The organism is Vreelandella sp. L-25, from assembly GCF_056857535.1.
The window spans coordinates 1-25177 of sequence record NZ_JBSXNH010000019.1 but is presented as its reverse complement, the minus strand read 5'-3'; the positions used below and the strand labels follow the sequence as shown (position 1 = coordinate 25177).

The window sequence follows — 25177 nt, the reverse complement described above, 5'->3', positions numbered from 1 at the left end:
GTTATTGGATCTGACCAGGGTCAGAACCGGCATCACTGTCCCCGAATTCGGGGTAAGTTAATGGCATGAGCCGTATACGTGGTCCGTATGTACGGTTCTGTGAGAGGGATGAGGCGGAGACGCCTCACCCTACTCGCTGTTATGCTGCACTCCAATGACTTTTGAAAGAGGAATCACCATGGCGACATTTGACGAACTGGATGCCACCACCCGCACTGAGCTGGAAGCCGCCGCCTTTCGGCGCTTGCTTAAGCATCTGGACGACAATAAAGATGTGCAGAACATCGACCTGATGATTCTGGCGGATTTCTGCCGTAACTGCCTCTCGAAGTGGCTGGTGACCGCCGCCGATGAGCGCGGTACCGCGCTCGAACTGGACGCCGCCCGCGAGTACGTCTACGGCATGCCCTACAGCGAGTGGAAAGCCAATCACCAGGGTGAGGCAACGCCGGAACAGCTGGCTGCTCTTGAAGCGCGCCAAGCCAAGAAAAAGGCCAACGCCTCCCCCAACGAGCACAAGGAGTAGCGCCATGGATGCCATGGAAGCGCTGAACATTGCGGTGCTCACCGTCTCCGATACGCGGACGGAAGAGACCGACCGCTCGGGGCAGTCGCTGGTGCAGCGGCTAACTGAGGCGGGGCACCGTTTGGCGGATAAGCGGATCGTACCGGATGACGTTTACCAGATCCGTGCGGTGGTAGCGCAGTGGATTGCCGACCCCGGCGTGCAGGTGGTGCTAACCACGGGCGGCACAGGGTTTACCGGGCGCGACTCCACCCCCGAAGCGGTCTCGGTGCTGCTGGATAAACGTATCGAAGGCTTTGGCGAGCGTTTTCGCCAGCTCAGCGGCGATGAAATCGGCAGCTCCACGATCCAGAGTCGCGCATTGGGTGGCTTCGCTAACGCCACGGTGGTGTTCTGTTTGCCGGGCTCTACCGGTGCGTGCCGTACCGGCTGGGATGGCATTCTGGCCGAACAGCTCGATAGCCGCCATAAGCCCTGCAACTTTGCCAATCTGGTGATTCCCGGTCGGGGGCAGCATGGCTGAGTTACAGCCGATTGAAGCGGCGCTTGAGGCGCTGCTGGCCGATGTTGCACCGCTCTCCACCGAGCAGGTGGCGCTGGATGGCGCCGCTGGCCGCGTGCTGGCCGAACCGGTCACGGCCACGCTGGACGTGCCGCCGTTCGATAACAGTGCGATGGATGGCTATGCGCTGTGCGCGTTAGACGCGGGTAAGCGGCTGCCGGTGAGCCAGCGCATTGCCGCGGGCAGTACGGCACGGCCATTGGCGGCGGGCACCTGCGCGCGAATCTTTACCGGCGGGCAGATTCCGCCAGGTGCCGACTGCGTGGTGATGCAGGAGCGGGTGGCTGAGGAGAACGGCGAGGCGCTCATCCCCGTGGACGTGCCTGAAGGAGACAACGTTCGCCTGCAGGGCCGCGACGTGCGCCAAGGCGATGTGCTGCTCAATGCTGGCGAACGCTTGGAAGCCGCCGCGTTAGGGCATTTGGCGGGGCAGGGCATCACCGAGGTTCGCGTACGTCGTCGCCCCCGGGTGGCGCTGCTTTCCACAGGTGATGAGATCGTCGACCCCGGCACACCGTTAAAACCGGGTCAGCTGTATAACTCCAACCGCCCAATGCTCAAGCGGCTGCTGGAGACGTTCGGGGCCGAGGTGGTGCAGTTGGTGAGCGTGCCTGATGACTACGCCCAAACCGTGGCGCTGTTGAACCACGCCGCTGCCGAGGCCGATGTAGTGGTGAGCACCGGTGGCGTCAGCGTCGGGGAGGAGGACCACGTCAAAGCGGCGCTGGAGTCTCTTGGGCAGCTCGATATGTGGAAGCTGGCGATTCGTCCCGGCAAGCCGCTAGCGCTGGGTCGCTTGCCCCGCGACGATGGCAGTCATGCTCGGTTTGTGGGGCTGCCGGGTAACCCGGTGTCGGGGTTTGTGGGCGCGTGGCTATTTCTACGCCCACTGATGGGGGCACTACTGGGCTGCCCTGCGCTGGCGGAGCTTCCGTGCCTAACCGCCACCGCGACCTTTACCACCGACACCGGCCCGCGCCAGCACTATATGCGGGTGGCGCTGCGCTTTACGCCCGAGGGCATTGAGGCCGATGCCTTTGATGATCAAAACTCAGCGGTGCTCTCTTCCTGCATTGCGGCCGATGCGCTGGCGGTGATTGATCCGCATAGCCAGGTGGAGAAAGGTAGCCAAGTGCGCTGCTTATGGATGGTGGGTTGAACTTGCCTCGGAAGGTGGGCTTAGCCGAGCTCCGTTTAGGAGCAGAGTGAGCTGCTCCCCTTCCAGGGCGATGCCGCACAGCGCCGGATGGCGGGAGCGGGCAGCCAGCAGTGGCGGTAGTGGGTAGATCGCGGCGGAGGGCAGGCGCATCATCTCACTGTCGCCGGTAATGCCTAGCTGCCATGGCCCCTCGGCATCGCGTAGGGTTAGCCAGCGCGTTGGGTGGTTCGGTGGTTACGGAACTGATCACGCGATTAATTTTGAATAGGCACTTAATCGGTTGCTAGAAAAAAGAATGATCGAGCAACTAAATAATGGCATGGGGAATAAAACACGACGTATCCTTGGTAATACGTCCCACGTCTTCGCGAATGCCCATGCCGCAGGCGCGGTCGCCCACTACCCAACTGCCAATCAGCGCGTGCATGTCGCCAAAGCGCGGCAGTGGGTGGTACGCCTGGCGTATCCACGGGTTATCAGTGTAAGGCCCGCCCACGCTCTCTTGCTGGCCGCTGGGCGTTATCAAACTGATATTGCTCCCTTCCCGTGAGAAAAACGGCTTGCGCACCCAGCCTGCTTCCAGCGGCGAGTGACTATCTTTTTCAAAATACGCTGGTAGCAGATTCGGGTGCCCTTCAAACTCTTCCCACAGCAGCGGCAGAATCCCTTTATTGGAGAGCACGGCTTTCCAGGGCGGCTCGAACCAGTGGGTGTTGAGTTGCGTGACCGCCTCGCCAAACGCTTCTACCGCCATCTCTTCCCACGGATAGAGCTTGAACAGGGCGGTAATCGGCTGCTCGTCCAAATCGACAAAGTGCTCGACTCCTGGGGCCACGCCAATGTCTTCGATGTAGATAAACGGTGCCTGTAAGCCTGCTTGTAGAGCGATATCCTGCAAGTAGCTGACGGTGGCGCGCTCCTCGTCGCTGCCTTTTACACAGGAGAAGTAGAGGGTGCGGTTTTCCAAGCGGTCGCCCAGATGCGCCATGGCATTGAGCAGGCGTTCTTGAATCGAGTTGTACTGGTCGGCGTGGCGGGGCAGGATGCCTTGCTCAATCGCCTGCTCCAGCCATACCCACTGGAAAAAGCCCGCCTCATAGAGCGAGGTGGGCGTATCGTAATTCAGCTCTAACAGCTTGGCGGGGCCGTTGCCTGAGTAGGCAAAGTCCATTCGCCCATAGAGGGGCGGTTGCCCGCTGCGCCAGGAGTGGTGGATGAGGTCCCACATATGCTCGGGGATTGCGAGGCGCTGCATTAAGGCATTGGAGTGACAGACCTTATCAACCAGCTCCATACACATCTCGTGCAGGGCTTCGGTGGGTGCTTCGATCTCTTGCTCCACCTGCTCCAGGGTGAACTGGTAGTAGGCGTCCTCTTTCCAGTAGGGTTCGCCATCAATGGTATGGAAATGAAACCCCAGCTCTTTGGCCAGGGCTTTCCATTGTGGGCGTTCAGAGACGTTGATGCGCAGCATGGTAGCTCCCAAACGGTGGTCAATACCCCAAAATGCTAGGAACCCCAAGAGGCCGATCGTGTGCCCAGGCCGCGCCGCGTTGTGGCTTGGCGGTTTTGCACCACCGAGCTACGCAGGGCCTCGTTACGCTGATTGACCCGTTGCGTCGCCTGGCTGGCCGCAGCATTCCAGTTGCCCTGGTTTTGGCGGTTGCGGTAGACCGGCTCTTGATACACGCGCTCGAACGAGCGCCCTCGGCTGGTATTCGCCAGCATGTTACCGACCATATAGCCCATCATGGCAGGCATGAACCAACTGCCGCCGCCTGCGGCCTGGGCCTGCTCATCGGTGGGGGCTGCGCAGGCGCCTTCGCCGTGTTCAGCTTCGCAGGCTTCTAGGGTGTCGAAGCGTGGCACGGACTCTAGAGAGGCCTCGTAAGCGTCTTCGCAGGCGCTGCGGGTGTACACGTTGGCGGCTACGCACTCTTCGACGCCTTGATAGCTTTTGGGCTCGTCGAAGCGAACATCGGTGAGGTGCTCGTCCTCTGCGGGCTGAGTGCAGGCGGTCAAACCGAAGGCACTCGCTCCCATCATCGCCAAAGAGAGACGTGCGCTGCGTTTACGGCGGGGCAGGTGAGTGGGATGGGTCTGCTTTTCCATGAGTGCGCTCCGTTACCAGGTCATTGAGGCCGCGTTGATCAAGCCCACGGCAATCGAGATGCTGCCCACCAGCGTGCCGTAGGCTTGATGACCTTCGGTGATGTGCTGAGACAAGCTCTCGCCCTGGCGGCGTAGAAATAGTTTTAGGCCAAAGAACGTGGCGATCTGCACGCCGAAGGCCACCACGCCCCACAGAATGAAGTCGATATAGCTAATGGAGTGGGCCATGGCGCTGTAGAGCGGGAGGGTGAAACCCAGGATAGAGCCGCCATAAGCGGTGGCGGCCGCCGCATTGCCCGCTCGAATCAGCGCCCACTCGTGGTGAGGGGTCAGGCGGCTATAGCAGTACATAAAGGCCACCAGCAGCGCGAGCGCGCCAAGCAGGTAGGCGAAGAAAGACGGTAATCCCTGTAGGTAGTGCAACATGGCGGTGTGCATCCTTGTGGTTAATGACGTGTGGTCAGTCAACAGTCAGCATTGTGACATAGCTTAGCTGGAGAGCGGCAATCATCCATCGCCTTTCGTCGCGCCGCTTGGTAAGTAGTAAAAAAACCTATTTTTTGACTTTTGTTGCGACTAAAGGCTAATAGATGAAACGTGTCACCTGCTTAGAATCCCGCGATGATTGGTATTTTTACCTAAACTCACCGTGTCGTATCGCTTGATACCGCTCTTCGTGCCCGTGTTGGGCACCGCTTTAGACGCGACCGCTTCGAAGGACTTCCCCTCATGCATGCCCTAACCCTGGCATCGTTTCTGTTTTTTACGGGCCTGGTGGCCTTTGTCACATGGCGCATCACGCGGCGTGATGACCACCGCAGCACCAGCGGCTATTTCCTGGCAGGCCGCACGCTGACCTTTCCGCTGATCGCAGCGTCCATGCTGATGACCAACCTCTCCACCGAGCAGATGGTGGGGCTGAACGGGTCCGCGTTTACCGATGGTTTGAGCGTCATGGCGTGGGAAGTGATCGCCGTGATTGCCCTGGTGGCGCTGGCGCTGTTCTTCCTGCCGCGCTTTTTGAAAAGCGGCATTGCTACGCTGCCGCAGCTGCTTGCGATCCGTTTTGATACAGGCACGCAGCTGATTGCCAACGTTATCTTCCTGATTGCCTACGCGGTGGTGCTGCTGCCGATCATCCTCTACTCCGGGGCCATCGGCCTTCAGGGCATGCTGGACTTACAGGGCCTGACCGGCATTGGCTCCAGCACGGTGCTGCTCTGGGCGACGGTATGGGCGGTGGGTCTGATTGGCGCGGTCTACGCGCTGTTTGGCGGCCTGCGTACCGTTGCCGTTTCTGACACTTTAAACGGGGTTGGTCTGCTGATTGGCGGCTTCGTGATCGTTTACTTTGGCCTACAGGCGGTGAGCGGCGGCAGCGGCGTGATGGAAGGCTGGAGCATCTTGAAAGAGAGCGACCCCAGCAAATTCAACTCCATGGGTGGCCCTGAACAGCAGGTACCGTTCTCGACCATCTTTACCGGCGTGCTGCTGCTTCACCTCTTCTACTGGACCACCAACCAGCAAATCATCCAGCGCACCTTTGCCGCCAAGAACCTGGCCGAAGGCCAGAAGGGCGTACTGCTCACAGGGTTTCTAAAGCTGCTAGGGCCGCTGTACCTGGTACTGCCCGGCATCATCGCCTACCACCTGTATGCCGACCAGGGTATTCGCGCTGACGAAGCGTATGGCCACCTGGTATTCAACGTGCTGCCGCCTTACCTGACCGGCTTCTTTGCCGCCGTCATGGTCGGGGCGATTCTCTCCTCGTTTAACTCTGCGCTGAACAGCACCACGACGATCTTCAGCCTGGGCATCTACAAAGGCGTGCTGAAAAAAGATGCGACGGAAGAGCAGGTGGTGAAGTCTGGCAAGGTGTTTGGCTGGACCATGGCGATTACCACCATGATTATTGCGCCGCTGCTGGCGGGCCAGGACAGCCTGTTCGGCTACCTGCAGAAGATGAACGCGATCTACTTCATCCCAATTCTTGCCGTGGTGCTGGTGGGTCTGCTGACAAAACGCGTACCGCCCATGGCCGCGAAAGTAGCGCTGGTCGGCGGCTGTTTGCTGATTGCGGCGGGCTACTTCGTGCCGCCGTTCAACAAGCTGCCCATAGTGATGCACGAGTTCCACTTCGTCGCTGCGGTGTTCGTGCTGCTAGTGGCGGTCATGCTGGTGATCGGTAAGCTGCGCCCCCGCGCTACGGACTGGGTGCAGGAAGACTCCGGCGATGTCGATCTCACCCCGTGGAAAGGCGCGGTGCCTACCGGTATCGTGCTGGTGGTGTTGGTGGTGATTATGTACGCCTCCTTTGCGGGCGGCTGATCACGCCAGTGTTGTAAATGGAATAGCCCCAACGCCCCGCATTGCGGGCGTTGGCGTTGTTGGCGATAGGCTTGGCGGCATGACAGGTGGCGTCGAAGCGTTAGAGGAGGTGTGTAGAAGCGTACTGAGCGAAATGCATTTTAAAAAGTGATGCAGCCAGTGGTGTAGCGCCCCCATCATGCTGCACTGAATTGACAACGTTGCCGGGGTATGACAAACACACATCCATTTTGTGTGAGGAATCATCGGTGGCAAACGAGCAGACTTATCAAGCGTTGGGAGTGGATACCCTTGGCCAACGGCTAGGCGGTGTGGAGGCCGTCGCCAGCCGTGTGGGTGGCAACCCCGCCGAGTGGCACATCCGTGAAGTAGGCGACGGCAACCTCAATCTGGTGTTTATCGTGACAGGCAGCACCGGCAGCGTGGTGGTCAAGCAGGCACTGCCCTATGTGCGCATGGTGGGCGAGAGCTGGCCGCTGCCGCTCTATCGCGCCCATTTCGAATATTACGCCTTAGTGCGTCAAGCCAAGCGCGCGCCCGGCGTGGCCCCCGAGGTGTACTACTTCGATAAGCCCCAGGCATTGATCGTGATGGAGTATCTGCACCCCCATGTGATTCTGCGGCGCAAGCTGATCAGCGGCGAACGCGTGGCGGAGCTGGGTGCTACTCTGGGTGAGTTTTGTGCGCGCACAGCGTTTCGCGGCTCTGAACTCTCCATGGCAAGCCCGGATAAGAAAGCCGATGTCGGGTTGTTCTCTGGCAACGTGGCGATTCCGGCGATCACCGAATCGCTGGTGTTTACCGACCCCTACTACGGCGCGGAGATGAACCGCCACACGCCCGAGCTATCGCCCGTGGTGGACGAGCTGCGCCGCAACGCCCGCCTGAAAGCCAAGGTGCAGCGGCTGCTGATGAAGTTCACCGCCAACACCGAGACCATGCTGCACGGCGACCTGCACTCCGGCTCCATCATGGCCACCGACACCAGCGTGCGCGTCATCGACCCTGAATTTTCTCAATACGGCCCGATGGCGTTCGACTTGGGCATGGCGGTAGCCAACTTCTTCATGGCCTACTTTAGCCAGCCCGCCCACCGCCAAGAAGGTGACCTGGAGGAGTATCAAGCGTGGATTTTAGAAGTGATCACCGATTGCTTTACCCGCTTCGATGAGGAGTTTCGCCACCTCTGGCAAACCGAGCGCACCGGTATTCTGTTCCCCAGAGCGCTGTTTGAAGAGCAGGGCAACAGCGCCGACGACGCCTGCGACGCGCTGCTGGAAGAGATCCGTGAAGATGCGCTGGCCTACTGCGGCATCGAAATGCACCGCCGCGTGCTCTCGCTGGCCCACAATGCCGACTTCGAAGAGATCGAAGACACTGCCCTGCGCGCCAAGCTGGAAGCACGCAACGTGCTGATGGGCCAAGCGCTAATCATGGAGCCGCAAGCTTACTGTGATCTCAATGCGCTAGTGGCTTTAGCCAAGGCATACAGTCAGAAATCAGTGCTGTAAGCACTTTAGGTGGCACCTTCGGCACCGCTTTGCGGTGCTTCGCGGGTGCGCTCCGCTTACGCCGCGCTACGAATGCCCCACCTGGAGTTCGGCGAAGCCATGTAGCGCGGCGTAACGAATCTTGCGAGGTACGAGCAAATGAGGCACCCGCGAGGGCGGCGATAGCCGCCTTCACACGTTAAAGCTGATCCAAACGATCAAACTTCCCGGCGATGTCGCTTTCGGTCCAGTGGGGCACCCAGCCTTCTACGTTGTCGAAGAAGCGCAGCGCGGTGAATTCCGGCTCAGGGCCCATGTCGAACCAGTGCGGGGTATTGGCGGGCACGCTGATCAGGTCGTTGCGGGTGCAGAGCACCTGATACACCTTGTCGTCGATGTGCAGGCAGAACAGCCCCTGGCCTTTGACAAAGAAGCGTACCTCGTCTTCATGGTGGCGGTGCTCGTTCAGGAACTTCTGGCGCATCGCTTCCTTGTCCGGGTGGGTGGGCACCATGTGCAGCACATCGACGGTTTGGTAGCCGCCCTTGGCTTTTACCCGGTCGATATCTTCCTGGTAAAGCGCCAGAATCTCCTCCTGGGTGGCATCGTCGGCAATCTCGCCCGGCGCTGCCCAGCGCTCAAATAGCACGCCTACCCGGTTCAGCTCAGCGGTAATCCGTTCGCCGTTGGTGGTGTCGATGAGGGCATCATGGGGATTGTTATCGGCAAATACTTTGAGTTGCGACATCGTAAACTCTCCTTGAAAGTGACGAGACAGAAACGTTACAGGTGGATCTCGTCGAAACGGGTGACGCACGGATGGCGGGTGCCCGCCTGGGTGCCTTCACGCACCAGCTGTAGCGTTTGCATGCCCGCTTGCTGGGCCGCATCCAGCTCTTCGACGACATCTGACAAGAACAGCACCGATGCGGGCGGCAGGTCAAGGGTGTCGAGGATACGCTGATACGAGGCGGCCTCGCGCTTATGGCCAACATGGGTGTCGAAGTAGCCGCTGAACAGCGGGGTCAAATCGCCTTCATCGCTGTAGCCAAACAGCAGCTTTTGCGCCTGCACCGAGCCTGACGAGTACACGTACAGCGCCTTGCCTTCCGCCTGCCACTGGCGCAGCGCCGGAGCCACATCCGCGTATAAATGGCCAGTTAAGTCGCCGCGCTGGTAGCCGTCGGCCCATACCATGCCCTGCAGGGCTTTCAGCGGCGTCACTTTCTGGTCGGTCTTGATCCAGTGCAGCAGCGTGGCGATTACCGCTTCCAGCGAGGCGTCGGGGTCCTGCATGACATCACGCACGGCATGGATCTGCTCGGCCACCGCCGGTGCCTCTGCGTTCTCGCGCAGAAAGTCAGGCAGCTTGGCGTGGGCATAGGGGAACAGCACTTTGTGAACGAAGTTGATATCGGTGGTGGTGCCTTCGATATCGGTCACGATAGCGCGAACGGTTGGGTTGCTCATTGGGACCATCGGCTCTCTTCCAGTACACAGGCAAGTAAAAATTCAATCGCTTCCAGATGGCGGCGGCAGCTGGCAATGCTGTCGCCCACGGCGTAAATGCCGTGGCCCGCGACCAAAAAGCCCCAGGGCATCGGCCAGCCCTGGCGAACGTGCTCGGCTAACTCCTCCATATCCTGGGAGTTAGGCACCACCGGCAGGTGAATCGTTGCATCATGCGTCACGTTACCCGCCAACGCCTTTTGCATCTCAAAGCCGCTTAGCTCAATGCCTTCGGCAAAGCGTCGCGACAGCACGGTGCTGGCCACGGTGTGGGTGTGCAGCACGCAGTGAATGCTTGGGTCTAGCCGGTACAGCGCGGCGTGTAGGTCACTTTCGGCGCTGGGTTTGCCGTTGCCTTCCAGCACACGGCCTTCCAGGTCACACAGCAGCAGATCATCCGCCTGGATACGGGTTTTATCCCGCCCGGAGGCGGTGACTAAATAGCCCGCCTCGGTACGCGCAGAAAAGTTGCCGCCGGTGGCGGGGGTCCAGCCTTGCTGCGCCGCCCAGGAGATGGCGTCCAGCAGTTCGGTGTGTAAGGTAGTCATAAGGCCTGCATCGTCTCATCCAATGGGCATCATTCTATATGATAAGCTTCGCGCCTGATAAGCCGCGCGCCGAGTTCACCGGTTCAAGACCTCAAGGAGCCCTTCATGGTTACGTTACAGTCACGCAGTTTACGAGTGCATGCCGACGCCCTCGAATACCTGGACCAGACCCGGCTCCCCCAGGCCGAAGAGTGGGTGCGCTGCGACTCTCCCGAGGCGTGGCAGCACGCCGTCAAGCATCTTGCCATTCGCGGGGCGCCGTTGATTGGCTTGAGCGCGGCGTTCGTACTGGCCCAGTATGCGGCTCGCCATCCGCAAAGTGAGTGGCAGTGGGTGAGTGACCGCTTACGGGCGACGCGCCCCACGGCGGTGAACCTGATGTACTGCCTGGACGCCATGGAAGCCTGCTTTGCCCAGGGCGCGGACGCCCTGGCCGAGCGTGCCCAAGCGCTGTTTGAAGAGGACCGCGCGCTGTGCCAGCGCATGGCCGAGCGGGGCGCTGACTTGCTGGCCTCCGGCGACCGCGTGCTGACCCACTGCAACACCGGTGCGTTGGCCACGGCCGGTGTGGGCACCGCGATTGGCGCGTTGGCCATCGCCAAACAGCGCGGCATCGACCTGCATGTGTACGTGGATGAAACCCGTCCGCTGCTCCAGGGTGGGCGTTTAACCGCGTGGGAAATGGCTGATTTGGGCATTCCCTACCAGCTAATCACCGACAGCATGGCGGCCAGCTTAATGGCGGCGGGCAAGGTGGATAAAGTGATGGTGGGGGCGGATCGCATCTGCGCCAACGGCGACTTTGCCAACAAAGTGGGCACTTACATGCTGGCGGTGGCGGCGCATTACCATCAGGTACCGTTCTACGTGGTGGCCCCTTACACCACGGTCGACCCCGCCTGCGCCACCGGCGCGGCGATTCCCATCGAGCAGCGCGATGGCGCGGAGGTGCGCGGTGCCGCCGGCGCGTTTGGCGAGGTGGTGTGGGCGCCCAGCGATGCACCGGTGTGGAACCCAGCCTTCGACGTGACGCCCGCCAAGCTAGTCACCGCCTGGATTTTGGATACTGGCGTGTTTGACTCAGCGGCGATTGCACGGGGCGAGCATCTGCGAGGATGGCGCTAGCGGTCAGGCAGGCTCAGTTTAGAAGCGTTAGCTCATAAACGTGCCGAATGCGCTGACCGTCCCAATCATAACCGAGATGACGGCCTTGCCGCGTGGCGGAGAGTACCGGGGGTCTTAGCACTGCGGCGCACTCGCCATCGGGGTCGCGAACGCTGGGGTAAACGATGCCATCTGCCTGCTGCTCCCAAGCGTTTCTGCCCAGGGCTTGCCCGGCAGACCAGCTGTCTGGGGTGAGTAGGGGCTCTGCGTCGCGGTGGCCCCGCAAGTCAATCAGTTGCCCCATCAAATCGGAGAGATAGACGCGCTGCTGCAGCATCATGGGCGGCTCGTTGGACTCCCCCATGAAGCGCTCTGCGTGGTACAGGGTTTCTGCAATGGCGGTGGCTTCGGTGAGTGCGCAGTAGTAGGCACCAAAGGTGCCATCGCTAAACCGCGAACCGGAGGCAGGGAAATGACAAAACGCCGCCATGACGGGTGTCCATCCAGGCCCATACCGGCGGTCGCCGTCGCGCACCAGATGGATCGCGCCCATTTCTTCACGAAGCCTAGCAGAGGTCTCGCCTTCCAGTTCGTTAAGCAGGTCCCAGTCGTCAGTGTGGCTATTGACGCCTTCGAACAGATCAATCGGAGGGAAGCGCGAAGGGATAACGCGGTAGCTTGGCCGCCATGTGACGTTGCTGAGCGGGAAGTTCATACATGGCCCCCTCCACGTGCGGCATCCAAGTGCTGCCGAACGACATAGAGGTCGGAAACGTGACCACTTAACAGGCGTTCCATGGGCGTGTGACCGGCAAACAGTGGGTTGCTGTTGGCTCGTTTTAGCCAGCTATCGGCGGCCTCCTGATTGGGGAGCAGGATATGCAGCGCCTTGTAGATGCCCAGAATCAACGACATGCGCTCAAGATGGTTGGCATCCAGGCGGGCTTGCTCGGGAGTTTGCTTCCAGCGCCGGTAAGTGGAGTCGGGCACGCCGAGTAATAAGGCGGCTTCGCTCTCTTTCAGCCCCCAGCGGCGGGATATGTTGGGATACGTGCGCATGGCAGCGGCTCCCATGTCACGGCGCTTGGTAGCGGTGTTGTGCTGAATGGCCATATCGCTTTCTCCTCTCTTGAATAGAGAATACACCAAATGAGCGATTTTTAAAAAATACGATTATTTGGTGGGCGTTAACGCTTGGCAGTCATAGACGCCCGCACGCAGTGTAGAACCGGGTAATCAATACGGCCCTCCAGCGCTTCAAACACCACTTTCAGCCCTTGGTCTGGAAACTGCTCAAACGCTGCGTGAATCTGTGCCAGGGTCGCTGGGTCTAGGCTGACCACCTCTTCCAAGGCCAGCTCGCCGCTTTGGATTACATCGCTTAGGTGGCGATACACGGTACTAGCGGCCAGCCCGCGCTGCTCGGCGACCTGTTCCGGCGTTAGCCCTTGGCGCAGTAGCGCGGCAGATTCAAGAGCGCTGCTGCCCACAGGGGGGCTAGCGGCAGGCTCATCAGGATGCGCCAGAACCACCGCCAGAAAGCCTTCGCCATAATCCTCCAGCTTGCGTGCGCCAATGCCCGAGATGGTGCCCAGCGCCTGCAGCGTCTGCGGTTTTTGCGCTACCAGCTCGGCCAGGGTGGCGTCGTTGAAAATCACGTAGGCGGGTACGCCTTGGGCATCGGCCAGCGCTTTGCGATGCTGGCGCAGCGCTTCCCACAGTACGCCGTGGCCCTTGGCGGCAGATGCCCCTTTGGCTCTGCGTCGCGCAGGCTTGCTGGGTTTGCGCAGGGTGAGACGTTGCTCGCCGCGCAGTATGGGCCTGGCGTTGGCGGTGAGCTTGATCGCGCCATGGCCCTCCATGTCCACGCTCAGATAGCCGCTGGCGATCAGCTGGCGAAACAGCGCTTTCCACTCGCTGGCGGTGAGCTCTTTGCCAATGCCGAACGTACTCAAACTGTCATGACCGAAGCGGCTGATACGTTCGTTGCGCTTGCCCAGCAGTACATCCACCAAGTAAGTGACGCCGAAGCGCTGTTCGGTGCGGTAGACGCACGACAGCGCCTTCTGCGCAGCCACCGTGGCCTCCCAGGTGTCAGGCGGGGTGAGGCAGTTATCGCAGTTGCCGCAGGGCTCATCTAGCGAATCGCCAAAGTAGTGGAGCAGCGCCTGGCGACGGCAGCTGATGATCTCGCAGAGCCCCAACATGGCATCGAGCTTCTGTTGTTCGATGCGCTTTTGCTGGTCGGCGGCACTGGAGTCCTGCTGCATCTGGCGCAGGGTGATCACGTCCTGCAGGCCATAGGCCATCCAGGCATCGGCGGGCAGCCCATCGCGCCCGGCGCGGCCGGTTTCCTGGTAGTAGGCTTCGATGCTTTTGGGCAGATTGAGGTGCGCCACGAAACGCACGTCGGGTTTGTCGATGCCCATGCCGAAGGCAATGGTGGCGACGATCACCACGCCATCTTCGCGCAGAAAACGGGTTTGATGCTGCTGGCGCTGCTCGGCGGGCAGCCCGGCGTGGTAGGGCAGCGCGGTCAACCCCTGGCGTGCCAGCCAAGCGGCGGTCTCCTCCACCTTGCGCCGAGAGAGGCAGTAGACGATGCCCGCTTCGCCGTCGTGGTGTTCGCGGATGAAACTCAGCAGCTGCTCTTTGGCATTGCCCTGATTTTCCGCGATATGGTAGCGAATATTGGGGCGGTCGAAACCGTTGTTGTAGAGCGCGGCTTCCTGAAGCTGCAGGTGCTCCATGATGTCGTGCCGGGTAGGCACGTCGGCGGTGGCGGTGAGCGCGATGCGCGGCACGTCGGGAAAACGCTGGTGCAGGTGGGAGAGCTGGCGATACTCGGGGCGGAAATCGTGCCCCCATTGGGAAACGCAGTGGGCCTCGTCGATGGCGAACAGCGCGATGCGTGTCTGCTCGAGCAGCATCTGCATGCGTGCCGTGGCCAGCCGCTCGGGCGCGATGTAGAGCAGGTCCAGCTCGCCTGCACGCAGGCGGTTCTCCACCTCCATCGCCTCATGCATCTCAAGGCTGGAGTTCAGGTAGGCGGCGCGCACCCCGTTCTGGATCAGCGCGGCCACCTGGTCCTGCATCAGCGCGATGAGCGGCGAGACCACAATCGCGGTGCCTTCACGTAGCAGCGCAGGGATCTGATAGCACAGCGATTTACCGCCGCCAGTGGGCATCAGCACCAGCGCATCGCCTCCGGCCATCACATGCTCAATGATGGCCTGCTGCGGGCCACGAAAGTGCTCAAAGCCAAAGACTTCCCGCAGTACTTTGAGGGCTGCCGAGTCGTCGTGCATCGCTGCTCTCCTTGTCGTGTGCGTGAAGGAACGGGGTTAAGGAGGGTAAGCCGTCGCCTTACCCATCCGCCCTAATCCGTTCAACAATCTCCGCCAACGCATTTTCTGCCTGGTCATTATCAACTTGGCAGGTGCCCGCATTCAGATGGCCGCCGCCGTAGCTTAGGCACAGCTCGCCCACGTTGGTGTGACACACTACGCGGGCAGCGGAAGGGGCGTCTGCATTGATGATGTGGTTGTCGGCACGCTCAACGTTGCGCACGGTCTCGCTTAGGTGGTGGTCGAACGCTAGGTGGCAGCCGGGCACGTAGGGCAGGTTGGTGGTGATGTCGTTGGCATCAATAGCAATCTTGCCATCCTGCATGTCCTTCGGGTGAACGAAGGTGATTTCGTCAATAAGGCCTAAGTGCTTGAGCAGGGCACCGCATACCAAACCATCAAAATCGCTGCGGGTAACTAAACGAAACGTGGATGCTTGTTGGGTAGACATTTATTTTCTCGATACGGTGAACGGTGACCAAAAGATACCAGCAGTTATGTTGGGTTAAAATAAGCCTTTCTAGCCTTGCAACCTTTCTCACCAACGCTTTCGCCCTATGTACCTATTTATTATGTCAAGTTAGCCGCGGTGCGGGGCGGCATGAATCGCTGGGGCTCATGTGCCAAACGTAAACAAGATTTTGCTAATTAAAAATCGCGATTCACCTTGTTTCAGTTAATGAATTTTTTTATTAAGTAGTTGAAAAATAGTGTTTATATTTATTTTTGGCATGCCCTGGTATGGCGTCTGCAGTAGTTGGGTAAGAGCGAAAGGTTAGGATGACTCGCCGCTCTTATCGATCGTGAATCTATCGTGAAGACATAACGTTGTTAAATGTTTAACGCTGAATTGAACGAAAGAGTTGCCATTAGGAGGCACGACCATGAAAAAGGAAGCTCTCAAGAAGTTAGGTATCCTGGGTGTATCATTTGGTCTGGTAGCGAGCCCGCTCGCGTTTGCGATGGAAGAGCCTGAAGAGCAGCCCGCAACGCCGCAAGAAGAGACCATGCAGGATGATCAAGGCACCTACAACTCCTACGACACCGAGCAGGAGCAGGGGTCGACTACTGAAGGCGTGACCACCGAGTACGAAGAGGAAGAGCAAGAATTTACTTACGAAGAGGAGGAGGAAGAGCAAGAGCAGTGGGAAACGGAAAAGGATGACACATCCGGCCAGTAAATCCATTTTAGCGAAAGGAAGTCCTTCCCCTCACGCTCACGGATGAGCAGCACAGTGCCCCGCCCATTGCGGGGCACTGTTGTGTTGGGTGAGTGGCAACGTTTAATAAAGCGCAATAGCACACTAGGTGAATAGGCTATGGTAAAAGCAATGTTTCCCTAACACGAACACCCTACAAGGACGTTGCTAACGTGTTTACCTGGCAAGAAGTGCCACGCCTGCCTCGTGCGGAAGGGCGTATAGATGCGATTGATCTCGCCCGTGGTATAGCGATTGGGCTGATGATTCTCAGCCATACGGTGAGTGGGCTGATTGGAATACGCAACGTGCCCGATTGGGGCATGGTGCCCGTCCATTTTCTCACTAAGTTCTCTTCTTCCCTGTTCATCCTGGTCTTCGGGATTGCGCTCACCGTGGCCTTTTTAGCGTCTACCCAAACAGAGGCGTGGCCAAAACGGCGGCTAAAACTATGGGTGCGCGCGGTTGAAGTGTGGTTTTGGTACAAGGCGTTGACGGTCGTCGAGATGCTGCCGTATTACGCCCCAGGCGATATTGTTGATGCGTTGCTTTATCAGCGCTTTGCGATTTGGGTAGAAATCCTCGGTTTTTACGCCATCGTCCTACTGTGGGTGCCGCTGGTACTTCCATTATGGGCACGTACACCGCTGTGGGGGCGGTGTGCGCTTATTATTGGCTTAACCGCGCTCTCCGCTTGGCTGCAGGGGCTGAGCTTTGGCGGTAACGACACCTTAAAAGCGCTGTTGGTAGACCATGAAGACCATTACACCTGGGGCCAGCTTAGCCGTGCGCCGTTAATTTTGGCGGGCCTGCTGATCGGTGAAGCCTTGCTGCGCTGCTATTTTGATACGGCGCTAAGGCGAAAGCTGGTGCTGGCGCTGGTGGGCGTAGGGATGTTGATGATCGCCGCGTTCTATGGCTTGGCCTTTGCCGAAGGCGATGTTTCTGCTGCGATGCTGGCGGTGGCGAATAACGACGGCAAGCACCCGCCTGGGCTGAAATTCACGCTGTACAGCGTGGGCGGCGCGCTGGTTATTTTAGGCGCTGCACTCGCTGGTGGAGCTACGGCAGCCAAGGCGCTACGGCCATTAACGATGGTAGGGAGCGACGCGCTCAAAGCGTTTATTTTCCATATTGTGATGATTTTTCTGGTGCTGCGTTTTCTGCTGGAAGGCGAAGGCATTTACACCTATCCACAGGCGCTTGGTGTGGGTGGGCTGTTAATTCTTGGAGCCGCGTTGTGGATTTGGCTAACGCGCTGGATTGCCCGTTACAAATAGCCCGCCACTCGCCGCGGTAGGAGGTAAGGTTGCGACATTTTCAACGCTGGCTAGCCGCAGTGCTGCTGTGCGCTTTATTGCCAGCCAGCGCGGCGGTATTGGCAAGTACGAACTGGTATTACGAGGTCGATAAACAGAGCCCTTGGCAAGGCGATGTAGATGCGCGAATAATCGCCATTGAAGAGGTGTTTGGCGGCGCGCTAGGTGTTTATGTTCAGAACCTTGCAACAGGCGAGGCGTACTCCTGGCAGGCAGACGCCCCCTGGTATTTGGCCTCGCTGATTAAAGTGCCCGTAGCGGCTCAGGTGCTAGCTGAGCGCCAGGCGGGCACGCTCTCCTTGGATGAACGCCTGATCCTGGCACGTAGCGACTTTGTCGATGGCGCAGGGCCGATCAACTGGCACGACCCCGGTACGCCGATCTCGGTGCGCTACCTGCTCGAGCAGATGCTCACCGTCAGCGACAACACCGCCACGGATATGCTGATTGATCGTGTGGGCTTGGATGCCGTGAACGCCCGCGCCCGCCGCATGGTGGCCGTCAGTAACGGCCAGCCGGAGCACCTTGGCCCCATCAGCAAGCTGGTGGAAGTTCGCCAAGGGGTATATGGCCAGTTACACCCCGAGGCTCGCCAACTGGGCGGGTTAGATTTTATCGCCCTGCGCCAACATCGCGTTAATCAGCGCTCGGCCGCCCTTGCTCGCACGCTGGGAGTGAGCGAAGAAATCTTCGAACAGCCCGACTATGACCACGCTTTTGATGCCTACGAATCCACCGGTGAAAATGTGGGCACACTGCGCGCCTATGGCGACCTGCTGGCCAGCCTGCATCACGGTGGTATGGAGGATGTGAATGCAGAACAGCGCCAAACGCTGCTGGCGATCATGCAGCGGACCCAGTCCGGCGAGCGGCGCTTGAAACAAGGCATGGGCAGCGAATTCACCTTTGCGCACAAAACAGGCACGCAGCACCGGCGAAGCTGCGATGCCGGTATTGCATCGCGTGCCTCTCAAGCGGGTGACGCCGCCAATGGCCCCTGGGTCATCGTGGCCTGTGCTCGTGGGCCGCTCTCGGTGCAGGCCCATGAGCGTGCCCTGGCGAGTGTGGGCGAAGCGCTGCGTTATAGCGGTGCCTTGGGACACGACTAGCAGCGAGCGTGATAAACTGGCCTACCGCATTGGGTTTTTTGATTAAGGAGTTTGTTATGGCACGTGCCAGCGCTCGTCATATTTTGGTAAGCAGTGAAGAGCAGTGCAACGCACTGAAACAAGAGATCGAAAACGGCCGCGATTTCGCGGATGTAGCCAAGCAGCACTCCAGCTGCCCTTCTGGCCGCCAGGGCGGCGACCTGGGCAGCTTTGGCCCCGGCCAAATGGTGCCGGAATTCGACAAAGTCGTCTTCAGCGGTGAACTCAACAAGGTTCACGGGCCGGTTCAAACTCAGTTTGGCTATCACTTGCTCGAAATCACCAGCCGCACTTAATACCTTTTAAAGGCCGTCATGCATCGCGGCAGCCATGTCGCGGTGCCATTGGCATCGCGCTGCGCTGGTTCTGCGCTGGCCCGCGATGTAAGGAGACTATCCCGCGGCCAGGGAGCCGAGAGAGGAAGTGTTATGACCACCGTCACACGCATTCTTCATGCAACGAGTCCGGGTCTTTCGCGTTTGCTGGCGATGTGCCGGACGATGGGGTTCATTCGGGCCGACCTTTGGCGCCGGTACGGTGCCCTTGGTACCGTTGGCAAGAGCGCCAGCGCCGTTCGCAAGGAAATAACCCAGGGTGGCTGGCATACAGACTTGCCACTGGATGGCACGGTTCGCGCCGAATCCACTAAGGATGTGATCAACGACATCCTGACCTACAAGGCGGCTGCCAAGCACAAGGTGCGCCGGGCCGTGGCCGCACGCACCACGGACGAAACCGAACGCAAACGCCTCTACACGCTGCTGAAACAGGACAAATGGCTAGAAGATACCTATCTGCATCGCATGATGCGCAAACATTTCAGGCATGGCAAAAGCCAGTGTAGTAACCAGTTCGTCGTCCGTTCCGACAAGCACAGTGAGCGAATCATCGACGGCCAACTGGTTATTACATTGCATCTGTCCAAAAAGGTGGGCGGCAGCATCACGCTATACACCACGACGTCAGGCAAGAACGTCAGCCTGGAAAAGAAGAATCTGCGCGTCATCGTTCGGGAGGGAAAGGTCGAGATCCATTATGCCTACGAGAAACCGCCAGGGCGGCCTCATGGGGACAAGGTAATGGGTGTCGATAAGGGCTACACGGAGGCCTTCACTGACTCGCAAGGCCAGCATCATGGCGAGTCGTTCGGTCAAGTGCTCACTGCGTACAGCCATCAGGTATCCGCCACTGGCAAGGCGCGCAATCGCCTGCACGCCCTGGAAAAGAAGCATCGGGCGGCAGGACGGATCGCCAAGGCCGAACGCATCCGCGCCAATAATCTGGGTAAGAAGAAGCAAGTGGCTCGCCGCCAGCGCACCCAGCAGCACCTTCGCACCATCGCCTATCAGGCGGCTCATACCATCATGGACGAGGCGGCGCTTCTCGCTTCGGAAGACCTGACTCAGCCCATCGCGGGCAAGGTACAGTGGCGGGATTACAACCGCCGCATGAGCCACTGGGCCAAGGGGGTGCTGGCCCAGGCGCTCGACGAAGTATCGCAGCAGCGTGGCACCCGTCACGACATCGTGAACGCCGCCTATACGTCGCAAATGGACTCGATCACGGGACGCCTGGAAGGTGAGCGCCGTGGCGACAAGTTTTACCGTGCAAACGGGGACGTGATCCAGGCGGATGTCAATGCTGCGCGGAATGTCCTGGCAAGGCTTGATGACCCCGACATTACGCGGTACATGCCGCACGGCGAGGTCAAGCGAATATTGTTGGGACGTTTCTCCGGCGCAACTGAGCGTCAAGAGGCCCGAGTTGTTTGCCAGCACGGCATGTCAACCGGGTGCGGATAAATCCTTTTTGGCCAATGATGGCCAAGCTTTAAGGAGCAGTACGCCTTGAACGACCCCATCATTACCATCGATGGCCTGAATAAAACCTACGAAGGTGGCTTTCAGGCGCTCACTCGTGTGGATTTAACCATCCAGCGCGGCGAAATTTTTGCTCTGCTCGGCCCGAACGGGGCGGGTAAAACTACCTTGATCAGCTTGGTATGTGGCTTGGTCAATCCCAGCGAAGGTCATGTTATCGTCGATGGCTTCGACAGCGTGCGCGATTACCGCCAAGCCCGCGAGCGGATTGGCCTTGTGCCGCAAGAGCTCACCAATGAAGCGTTCGAAACGGTCTGGAACACGGTGAGCTTCAGTCGTGGCCTGTTTGGTAAAGCCCCCAACCCCGCCCATATCGAAAAAGTGCTCAAGTCGCTCTCGCTGTGGGATAAGCGCCACAATCGCCTGATGACCCTCTCCGGCGGTATGAAGCGGCGGGTGCTGATTGCCAAGGCGCTCTCCCACGAGCCACGCATTCTGTTTTTGGATGAGCCGACCGCCGGGGTGGACGTCGAGCTGCGGCGGGATATGTGGAACGTGGTACGCGGGCTGCGGGACGATGGGGTGACGATCATTCTCACCACCCACTACATTGAAGAAGCCGAAGAGATGGCCGACCGCATAGGCGTCATCAATCGCGGCGAGATCGTGCTGGTGGAAGAGAAAGCCGCGCTCATGAAAAAGCTGGGCAGCAAGCAGCTCACCCTGCAGCTCCACAGCCCGCTAACGGAGTTGCCGCCCGCGCTGGCGCAGGAAGAACTCAGCTTAACCGCCGACGGCTATGAGCTGGTGTACACCTACGATGGCCGCCAGGAAGAGGAGGGGCGAGGGATCTCTACCCTGTTAACGCAGCTAGAGCAGGCGGGCATCAGCTTTAAAGATCTACACACCCGGCAGAGTTCGCTGGAAGATATCTTCGTGGACCTGGTGAAGGAGCGCTCATGAACCTCTATCCCGTTCGTGCGATTTACATGGCGGAGATGGCCCGCACTCGCCGCACGCTGCTGCAGAGCATTGTCTCGCCGGTGATCTCTACCTCGCTCTACTTTGTGGTGTTTGGCGCGGCGATTGGCTCGCGGATTACCGAAATTGGCGGGGTGAGCTACGGCGCGTTTATCGTTCCTGGTTTGATTATGCTGATGCTGCTGACCCAGAGCGTCTCGAACGCCTCGTTTGGAATCTTTTTTCCCAAGTTCTCCGGCAGCATCTATGAGATTTTGTCGGCGCCGATCTCCTATTTGGAGATTGTCGTGGGCTACGTAGGGGCGGCGGCCTCGAAATCGATACTGCTGGGGCTGATCATTCTCGGCACGTCCAGCTTCTTTGTGCCGCTTGAGATCGCCCACCCGTTTTGGATGCTGACGTTTCTGGTGCTGACCGCCGTCACCTTTAGCCTGCTGGGCTTTATCATCGGCATCTGGGCGGATGGCTTCGACAAGCTGCAGCTCGTGCCGCTGCTGGTGATTACCCCTCTCACGTTCTTGGGCGGCAGCTTCTACTCCATCGATATGCTGCCTCCGTTTTGGCAGAGCGTGACCCTGGCGAATCCGGTGGTGTATCTCGTCAGCGGTTTCCGCTGGAGCTTCTACGGCATTAGCGATGTCAGCTTGGGCGCCAGCGTGGCGATGATTTTGCTGTTTTTGGCGGCAAGCCTTGCCACCATTGCCTGGATTTTCCGCACCGGTTACCGCTTAAAGCCCTGATGCTGAAGTGACCTCTTCGACGTTTTTATAAAGGTGATGCCTGTTTATGCCGCTACTGCAAAGTACTGTTTACCGCCTTGAGCCATCCCTCGACGGCGAGCGCTTAAGTGTGACGGCCCCGCCTGCGGAGGACGACGCCGCCAGGGATGACACGGTGATGGCCAGCCTAGTCAATGCGCTAAACGACACCTACAACACCAAAGCGAAGGGCTGGGGGCGCTTTGCCGAGCAGGGCGAGCAGGCCGGGCCGCTGTTGGCGTGGCTCACGGCGTATCAAGCCGACGAGCAAACCTTTGCCCAACTGGCAAACGCGATGGCCGAGCGACTGGCCCAAACGCTGCAGGGTCAGCTCTCCGTTGGCGGTTTCTTGGTCATCGCCCATCTACGTCAAGGCGACACCGAAACGCTGTTCATGGCGCTCGTGCATCAGCGGGAAGGTATCGGCTTTAACGACGCGCACCAAGCGGTGCCCGCCGCCCAGCTGAATACGAGCCAACTCACCCTGGCAGCCCGCATCAACCTGACCCAGTGGCAGAGCGGTGTGGAAAGCACGCAGTACGTCTCGTTTCTAAAAGACCGGGGCGGTAAAAAGCTCGCCGATGGCGTAGCGGCGCTGCTGGGCATGGAAGAGGGCATCGATGCCCCCGCCGAAACCCGCACGCTGCTGAAAGCCTTTAGCGACTACGTCGAAAAAGAGGACCTGGACGACGACGCCAGCCGGGAAAAAACCGATACTCTGGTTGATTACGCCAACGAGCAGCTGCGCCGTGGCGAACCCATGACGCTGGAAGAGCTCTCCGGGCTTGTGGATGAGAAACAGCCCAAGGCGTTTTACGACCATATTCGCAACGCCGACTACGGCCTTTCGCCGGAAATCCCGCCGGACAAACGCACTATCAGCCAGTTTCGCCGCTTCACTGGCCGCGCTGGAGGCGTCTCGATCAGCTTTGATTCACACCTGCTGGGTTCCAGCATTGAGTATGACGAAACCCAGGACCGGCTGATCATCAAGCAAGTGCCCAAACAGCTCAAAGAGCAGCTCGCCAAGCGGAAAGAGTGACAAGGTTAAAAGGGCTTGAACAGGCAGCGTAAAGCTTGGGTGGCGAACGGCTCCAGGGGCTAACCTATAGAGGCCAAGCGATTAACCAAGCAGCGATGTTCAACAGGCCTGAGCTAAACAGATCGACGCGAAACATACCTACTTTAAACAGAGCTCAATGGCAAAGGAGCGCCGAGACGCCCATGAGCGATACGCGGGAAGCAACGAATTTAACCGAACTGATCCACACCATGGAACGGATGGAGCGGGAAAACGCGCAGGTTAGCGTGGATGATGTGGTGCATGCGGTAGGGAGACGCTCGTTTGGGCCGCTGCTTCTATTGGCAGGCTTGATAACGCTGGCGCCGATTATTGGTGATATCCCCGGCATGCCAACGCTGATGGCGGTGTTAGTGCTGCTGACCTCTTCACAGCTGCTGGTAGGGCGGGAAACGTTCTGGCTGCCTAAATGGCTGCTTAATCGTTCTTTATCACGGCAGAAGTTTGATAAAGCGCTGCACTACATGAAAAAGCCCGCCAAATGGGTCGATGGCTTGCTGGGCGTGCGCTTGGCTTGGATGACCGGCTACATCGGTATTCGGGTGACGGCCTTCGCTTGCCTGCTGGTGGCGTTAGCGATGCCACCCATGGAGTTCATCCCTTTCAGTGCCAATGGCGCTGGATTGGCACTCACGCTGTTTGGACTGGGGCTGGTGGCCAGAGATGGCCTGATGCTCGCGCTGGGGTTTTTACTGACGGGCGTGACGTTTACGGTAGTAGTGATGAACCTGATCTAATGCTTTACTAGGCACTTTCGCTATTCGACGTAAATTAAGAAGGAGCTAAGTGCCTACGATGAGCAACTCACCCCATTCGCCGCCACCCCCAAAACCTCCTCACCAGCAATCGGTCTGGGAACGACGGGTGGAAACCGCGCTGTGGAACTCGCGCTTTTTGGTCATGCTGGCGGTGGTTCCGAGCTTATTAGGCTCGCTGATGCTGTTTATCGTCGGCACGCTGGATATCCTTAAAGTGGTGGGCGATGTACTGCACTACTACTTGGTGGACGACACCCATAACATCCACGACACCCTGGTGCCCGATATCATTATTGCGGTGGATATCTATCTGATCGCCATCGTGCTGCTGATTTTTGGGCTAGGTGTTTATCGGCTGTTCGTTTCGCGTATCGACCAAGCAGAGATGCGTTACCCCGCACACCCCTTCAACGTTGCCTCGCTGGATCAGTTGAAAGACAAAATCGCCCGTGTGGTGATTTTGGCCGTGATTATCGAATTCTTCCGCGCCGTCGTGGATATCCGCTTCACCACGCCCCTAGAAGCGATTTATTTAGCGCTCTCCGTACTGGCGCTGGCCGCCGCGCTCTACTTGATGAGTTTGGCGCATAAAGGAGAGTAGTCATTAAACAGGAGGAGTGGCGCGCGCCGTTACTCCTCTGCCAATAAATCGGCCACCAGCGCGTTAAGCTGCTGCTGGAACTGGCCACCAGGCGATGGTGGGGTTGGGTCTGAAGTGATCACCACCGTCATCTCCCGCTCGGGAATCACATACAGCGCCTGCCCGCCGTATCCTCTCCCGTAAGCAACGTCTTCACCCGCGAGCGTCGTGATAAACCAGCCAAAGCCGTAGCCATTGCACACGCCAGCATATAAAGCCGTCGTTTTCATGGCGCTACCTGAGAAGAGAGTGGTACGGCTCTGAAAGCCATGCACAGACAAGGTTCCCTCAGCGGAACGCTGACGGACATTACGCAAACCGATAAAAAGCCTGCTACGCTAGGAGAGATTATTGAAGGGAAGCAACCCTTTGATTTCCATGAAACGCAAAAGCAAGGAGTGCCATTATGCGTAACATTATCTATATCATCGGCCTGATCGTTGTTGTTCTGTTTATTCTTTCGCTGTTGGGCCTGCGTTAAGCAGCCTGGGGTCACCATTCCCGTTAGCACGCCAAGCGCCCGCTTTCCCCCAGCGGGCGTTTTTTTAAGCTCTTCGCATTCTGGCGTGACAGCGAAGCAACTCCCGGCAAAGTGCCATGAACATCAGCGCGCCATGGATTCATTGGGCGACTGCCTGGGCAAGCACCGGTGCCGCCATCATCGCGGGCTAAAGCCCCCTCCCACAACAGCAAAGTGGCGGGAGTGAGGCCAGTGGATTCAGGATAGCTTAAGTAGCCACTTTAGCCTGCCTGTGGGAGGCCAATTCATTGGGCGACTGCCTGGGCAA

General features: G+C 59.0%; 28 protein-coding genes. 16 read left to right on the top strand and 12 right to left on the bottom strand.

The genetic code is table 11. The annotated features are described in order from the left end of the window. The first annotated feature begins 178 nt into the window (after nucleotides 1-178). Genes AC13CN_RS01105 through AC13CN_RS01095 form a run of 3 tightly spaced genes read left to right on the top strand, consistent with a single transcriptional unit; the run spans nucleotide 179 to nucleotide 2247 of the window. A complete protein-coding gene (locus tag AC13CN_RS01105) occupies nucleotides 179-526 on the top strand; it encodes a DUF1244 domain-containing protein (protein ID WP_054641247.1) in 348 nt (115 codons plus the stop codon). Nucleotides 527-530: 4 nt separating this feature from the next. Then, on the top strand, nucleotides 531-1049 hold the full coding sequence (gene moaB, locus AC13CN_RS01100; RefSeq protein ID WP_016915144.1) for a molybdenum cofactor biosynthesis protein B: 519 nt from the start codon (nucleotides 531-533) through the stop codon (nucleotides 1047-1049). Next, nucleotides 1042-2247 (top strand): molybdopterin molybdotransferase MoeA, encoded by a 1206-nt coding sequence (locus AC13CN_RS01095; RefSeq protein WP_273682614.1) that lies wholly within the window; start codon nucleotides 1042-1044, stop codon nucleotides 2245-2247. Before moaB ends, AC13CN_RS01095 begins: the two co-directional genes overlap by 8 nt. Here the strand turns inward: AC13CN_RS01095 and AC13CN_RS01090 are convergent. The 4 genes from AC13CN_RS01090 to AC13CN_RS01075 form a co-directional block, all read right to left on the bottom strand. After that, on the bottom strand, nucleotides 2230-2400 hold the full coding sequence (locus AC13CN_RS01090) for a hypothetical protein (protein WP_161793468.1): 171 nt from the start codon (nucleotides 2398-2400) through the stop codon (nucleotides 2230-2232). The two genes, AC13CN_RS01095 and AC13CN_RS01090, sit on opposite strands and share 18 nt — an antisense overlap. Nucleotides 2401-2554: 154 nt before the next feature. Then, on the bottom strand, nucleotides 2555-3721 hold the full coding sequence (locus tag AC13CN_RS01085) for a glutathionylspermidine synthase family protein (protein WP_483052958.1): 1167 nt from the start codon (nucleotides 3719-3721) through the stop codon (nucleotides 2555-2557). 35 nt (nucleotides 3722-3756) lie between these two features. Then, nucleotides 3757-4359, bottom strand: coding sequence for a DUF1190 domain-containing protein (locus tag AC13CN_RS01080; protein ID WP_483052957.1), 603 nt, complete (start codon nucleotides 4357-4359; stop codon nucleotides 3757-3759). A gap of 12 nt (nucleotides 4360-4371) precedes the next feature. Then, entirely contained in the window at nucleotides 4372-4785 is a 414-nt protein-coding gene (locus tag AC13CN_RS01075) for a DUF350 domain-containing protein (RefSeq protein WP_044630035.1), read from the bottom strand. A 303-nt stretch (nucleotides 4786-5088) separates the two neighbouring features. Between AC13CN_RS01075 and AC13CN_RS01070 the strand changes: the two genes are divergently transcribed. After that, nucleotides 5089-6687, top strand: coding sequence for a solute:sodium symporter family transporter (locus AC13CN_RS01070; RefSeq protein ID WP_483052956.1), 1599 nt, complete (start codon nucleotides 5089-5091; stop codon nucleotides 6685-6687). A gap of 248 nt (nucleotides 6688-6935) precedes the next feature. After that, complete coding sequence (gene mtnK / locus AC13CN_RS01065) at nucleotides 6936-8198, top strand: S-methyl-5-thioribose kinase (RefSeq protein WP_228168751.1); 1263 nt, start codon at nucleotides 6936-6938, stop codon at nucleotides 8196-8198. 178 nt (nucleotides 8199-8376) lie between these two features. On the opposite strand, the gene AC13CN_RS01060 is transcribed toward mtnK, so the two are convergent. From AC13CN_RS01060 to mtnB, 3 genes are read right to left on the bottom strand one after another with little or no spacing between them, the layout of a single operon-like run. Beyond that, the gene (locus AC13CN_RS01060; RefSeq protein ID WP_483052955.1) at nucleotides 8377-8925 is read right to left on the bottom strand and encodes a 1,2-dihydroxy-3-keto-5-methylthiopentene dioxygenase; all 549 of its coding nucleotides are present in this window, start codon (nucleotides 8923-8925) and stop codon (nucleotides 8377-8379) included. A 35-nt stretch (nucleotides 8926-8960) separates the two neighbouring features. After that, nucleotides 8961-9647, bottom strand: a complete 687-nt coding sequence (mtnC, locus tag AC13CN_RS01055) for an acireductone synthase (protein WP_228219378.1) — start codon at nucleotides 9645-9647, stop codon at nucleotides 8961-8963. Then, a complete protein-coding gene (gene mtnB / locus AC13CN_RS01050) occupies nucleotides 9644-10234 on the bottom strand; it encodes a methylthioribulose 1-phosphate dehydratase (protein WP_062360879.1) in 591 nt (196 codons plus the stop codon). Before mtnB ends, mtnC begins: the two co-directional genes overlap by 4 nt. Before the next feature lie 105 nt (nucleotides 10235-10339). Between mtnB and mtnA the strand changes: the two genes are divergently transcribed. Continuing rightward, nucleotides 10340-11359 (top strand): S-methyl-5-thioribose-1-phosphate isomerase, encoded by a 1020-nt coding sequence (gene mtnA, locus AC13CN_RS01045; RefSeq protein ID WP_483052954.1) that lies wholly within the window; start codon nucleotides 10340-10342, stop codon nucleotides 11357-11359. Nucleotides 11360-11372: 13 nt separating this feature from the next. Here the strand turns inward: mtnA and AC13CN_RS01040 are convergent, their stop codons facing one another. From AC13CN_RS01040 to AC13CN_RS01025, 4 genes are all read right to left on the bottom strand, one after another. Beyond that, nucleotides 11373-12053: an RES family NAD+ phosphorylase gene (locus tag AC13CN_RS01040; protein ID WP_058578166.1), complete on the bottom strand. Its 681-nt coding sequence runs from the start codon at nucleotides 12051-12053 to the stop codon at nucleotides 11373-11375. Continuing rightward, entirely contained in the window at nucleotides 12050-12451 is a 402-nt protein-coding gene (locus AC13CN_RS01035) for an MbcA/ParS/Xre antitoxin family protein (protein WP_054641243.1), read from the bottom strand. Before AC13CN_RS01035 ends, AC13CN_RS01040 begins: the two co-directional genes overlap by 4 nt. 74 nt (nucleotides 12452-12525) lie before the next feature. After that, nucleotides 12526-14646, bottom strand: coding sequence for a DNA helicase RecQ (gene recQ / locus AC13CN_RS01030; RefSeq protein WP_062360874.1), 2121 nt, complete (start codon nucleotides 14644-14646; stop codon nucleotides 12526-12528). Between the two features lie 58 nt (nucleotides 14647-14704). Then, nucleotides 14705-15136, bottom strand: coding sequence for a hypothetical protein (locus tag AC13CN_RS01025; protein WP_483052953.1), 432 nt, complete (start codon nucleotides 15134-15136; stop codon nucleotides 14705-14707). A 433-nt stretch (nucleotides 15137-15569) separates the two neighbouring features. On the opposite strand from AC13CN_RS01025, the gene AC13CN_RS01020 reads away from it, so the two are divergent. From AC13CN_RS01020 to AC13CN_RS00975, 10 genes are all read left to right on the top strand, one after another. Next, nucleotides 15570-15866 carry a hypothetical protein gene (locus tag AC13CN_RS01020; protein WP_054641241.1) on the top strand — a complete coding sequence of 99 codons (297 nt, stop codon included), beginning with the start codon at nucleotides 15570-15572 and terminating at the stop codon, nucleotides 15864-15866. Between the two features lie 191 nt (nucleotides 15867-16057). Then, complete coding sequence (gene opgC / locus AC13CN_RS01015; protein WP_058578177.1) at nucleotides 16058-17164, top strand: OpgC domain-containing protein; 1107 nt, start codon at nucleotides 16058-16060, stop codon at nucleotides 17162-17164. A 29-nt stretch (nucleotides 17165-17193) separates the two neighbouring features. Next, complete coding sequence (locus AC13CN_RS01010; RefSeq protein ID WP_371827818.1) at nucleotides 17194-18312, top strand: serine hydrolase; 1119 nt, start codon at nucleotides 17194-17196, stop codon at nucleotides 18310-18312. A 56-nt stretch (nucleotides 18313-18368) separates the two neighbouring features. Next, nucleotides 18369-18647 carry a peptidylprolyl isomerase gene (locus tag AC13CN_RS01005; RefSeq protein ID WP_016915098.1) on the top strand — a complete coding sequence of 93 codons (279 nt, stop codon included), beginning with the start codon at nucleotides 18369-18371 and terminating at the stop codon, nucleotides 18645-18647. Between the two features lie 132 nt (nucleotides 18648-18779). Next, nucleotides 18780-20153 carry a transposase gene (locus tag AC13CN_RS01000; protein ID WP_288102541.1) on the top strand — a complete coding sequence of 458 codons (1374 nt, stop codon included), beginning with the start codon at nucleotides 18780-18782 and terminating at the stop codon, nucleotides 20151-20153. A 45-nt stretch (nucleotides 20154-20198) separates the two neighbouring features. Next, the gene (locus tag AC13CN_RS00995) at nucleotides 20199-21134 is read left to right on the top strand and encodes an ABC transporter ATP-binding protein (protein ID WP_284453655.1); all 936 of its coding nucleotides are present in this window, start codon (nucleotides 20199-20201) and stop codon (nucleotides 21132-21134) included. Continuing rightward, on the top strand, nucleotides 21131-21892 hold the full coding sequence (locus tag AC13CN_RS00990) for an ABC transporter permease (RefSeq protein WP_044630024.1): 762 nt from the start codon (nucleotides 21131-21133) through the stop codon (nucleotides 21890-21892). Before AC13CN_RS00995 ends, AC13CN_RS00990 begins: the two co-directional genes overlap by 4 nt. A 46-nt stretch (nucleotides 21893-21938) precedes the next feature. Next, nucleotides 21939-22952: a nucleoid-associated protein gene (locus AC13CN_RS00985; RefSeq protein WP_062360870.1), complete on the top strand. Its 1014-nt coding sequence runs from the start codon at nucleotides 21939-21941 to the stop codon at nucleotides 22950-22952. A gap of 182 nt (nucleotides 22953-23134) precedes the next feature. Beyond that, a complete protein-coding gene (locus AC13CN_RS00980) occupies nucleotides 23135-23728 on the top strand; it encodes an exopolysaccharide biosynthesis protein (protein ID WP_137094950.1) in 594 nt (197 codons plus the stop codon). A 58-nt stretch (nucleotides 23729-23786) separates the two neighbouring features. Then, nucleotides 23787-24350 carry a YqhA family protein gene (locus AC13CN_RS00975; protein WP_289124086.1) on the top strand — a complete coding sequence of 188 codons (564 nt, stop codon included), beginning with the start codon at nucleotides 23787-23789 and terminating at the stop codon, nucleotides 24348-24350. Nucleotides 24351-24379: 29 nt separating this feature from the next. Here the strand turns inward: AC13CN_RS00975 and AC13CN_RS00970 are convergent, their stop codons facing one another. Next, nucleotides 24380-24619 (bottom strand): hypothetical protein, encoded by a 240-nt coding sequence (locus AC13CN_RS00970; protein WP_483052952.1) that lies wholly within the window; start codon nucleotides 24617-24619, stop codon nucleotides 24380-24382. Between the last annotated feature and the right edge of the window lie 558 nt (nucleotides 24620-25177).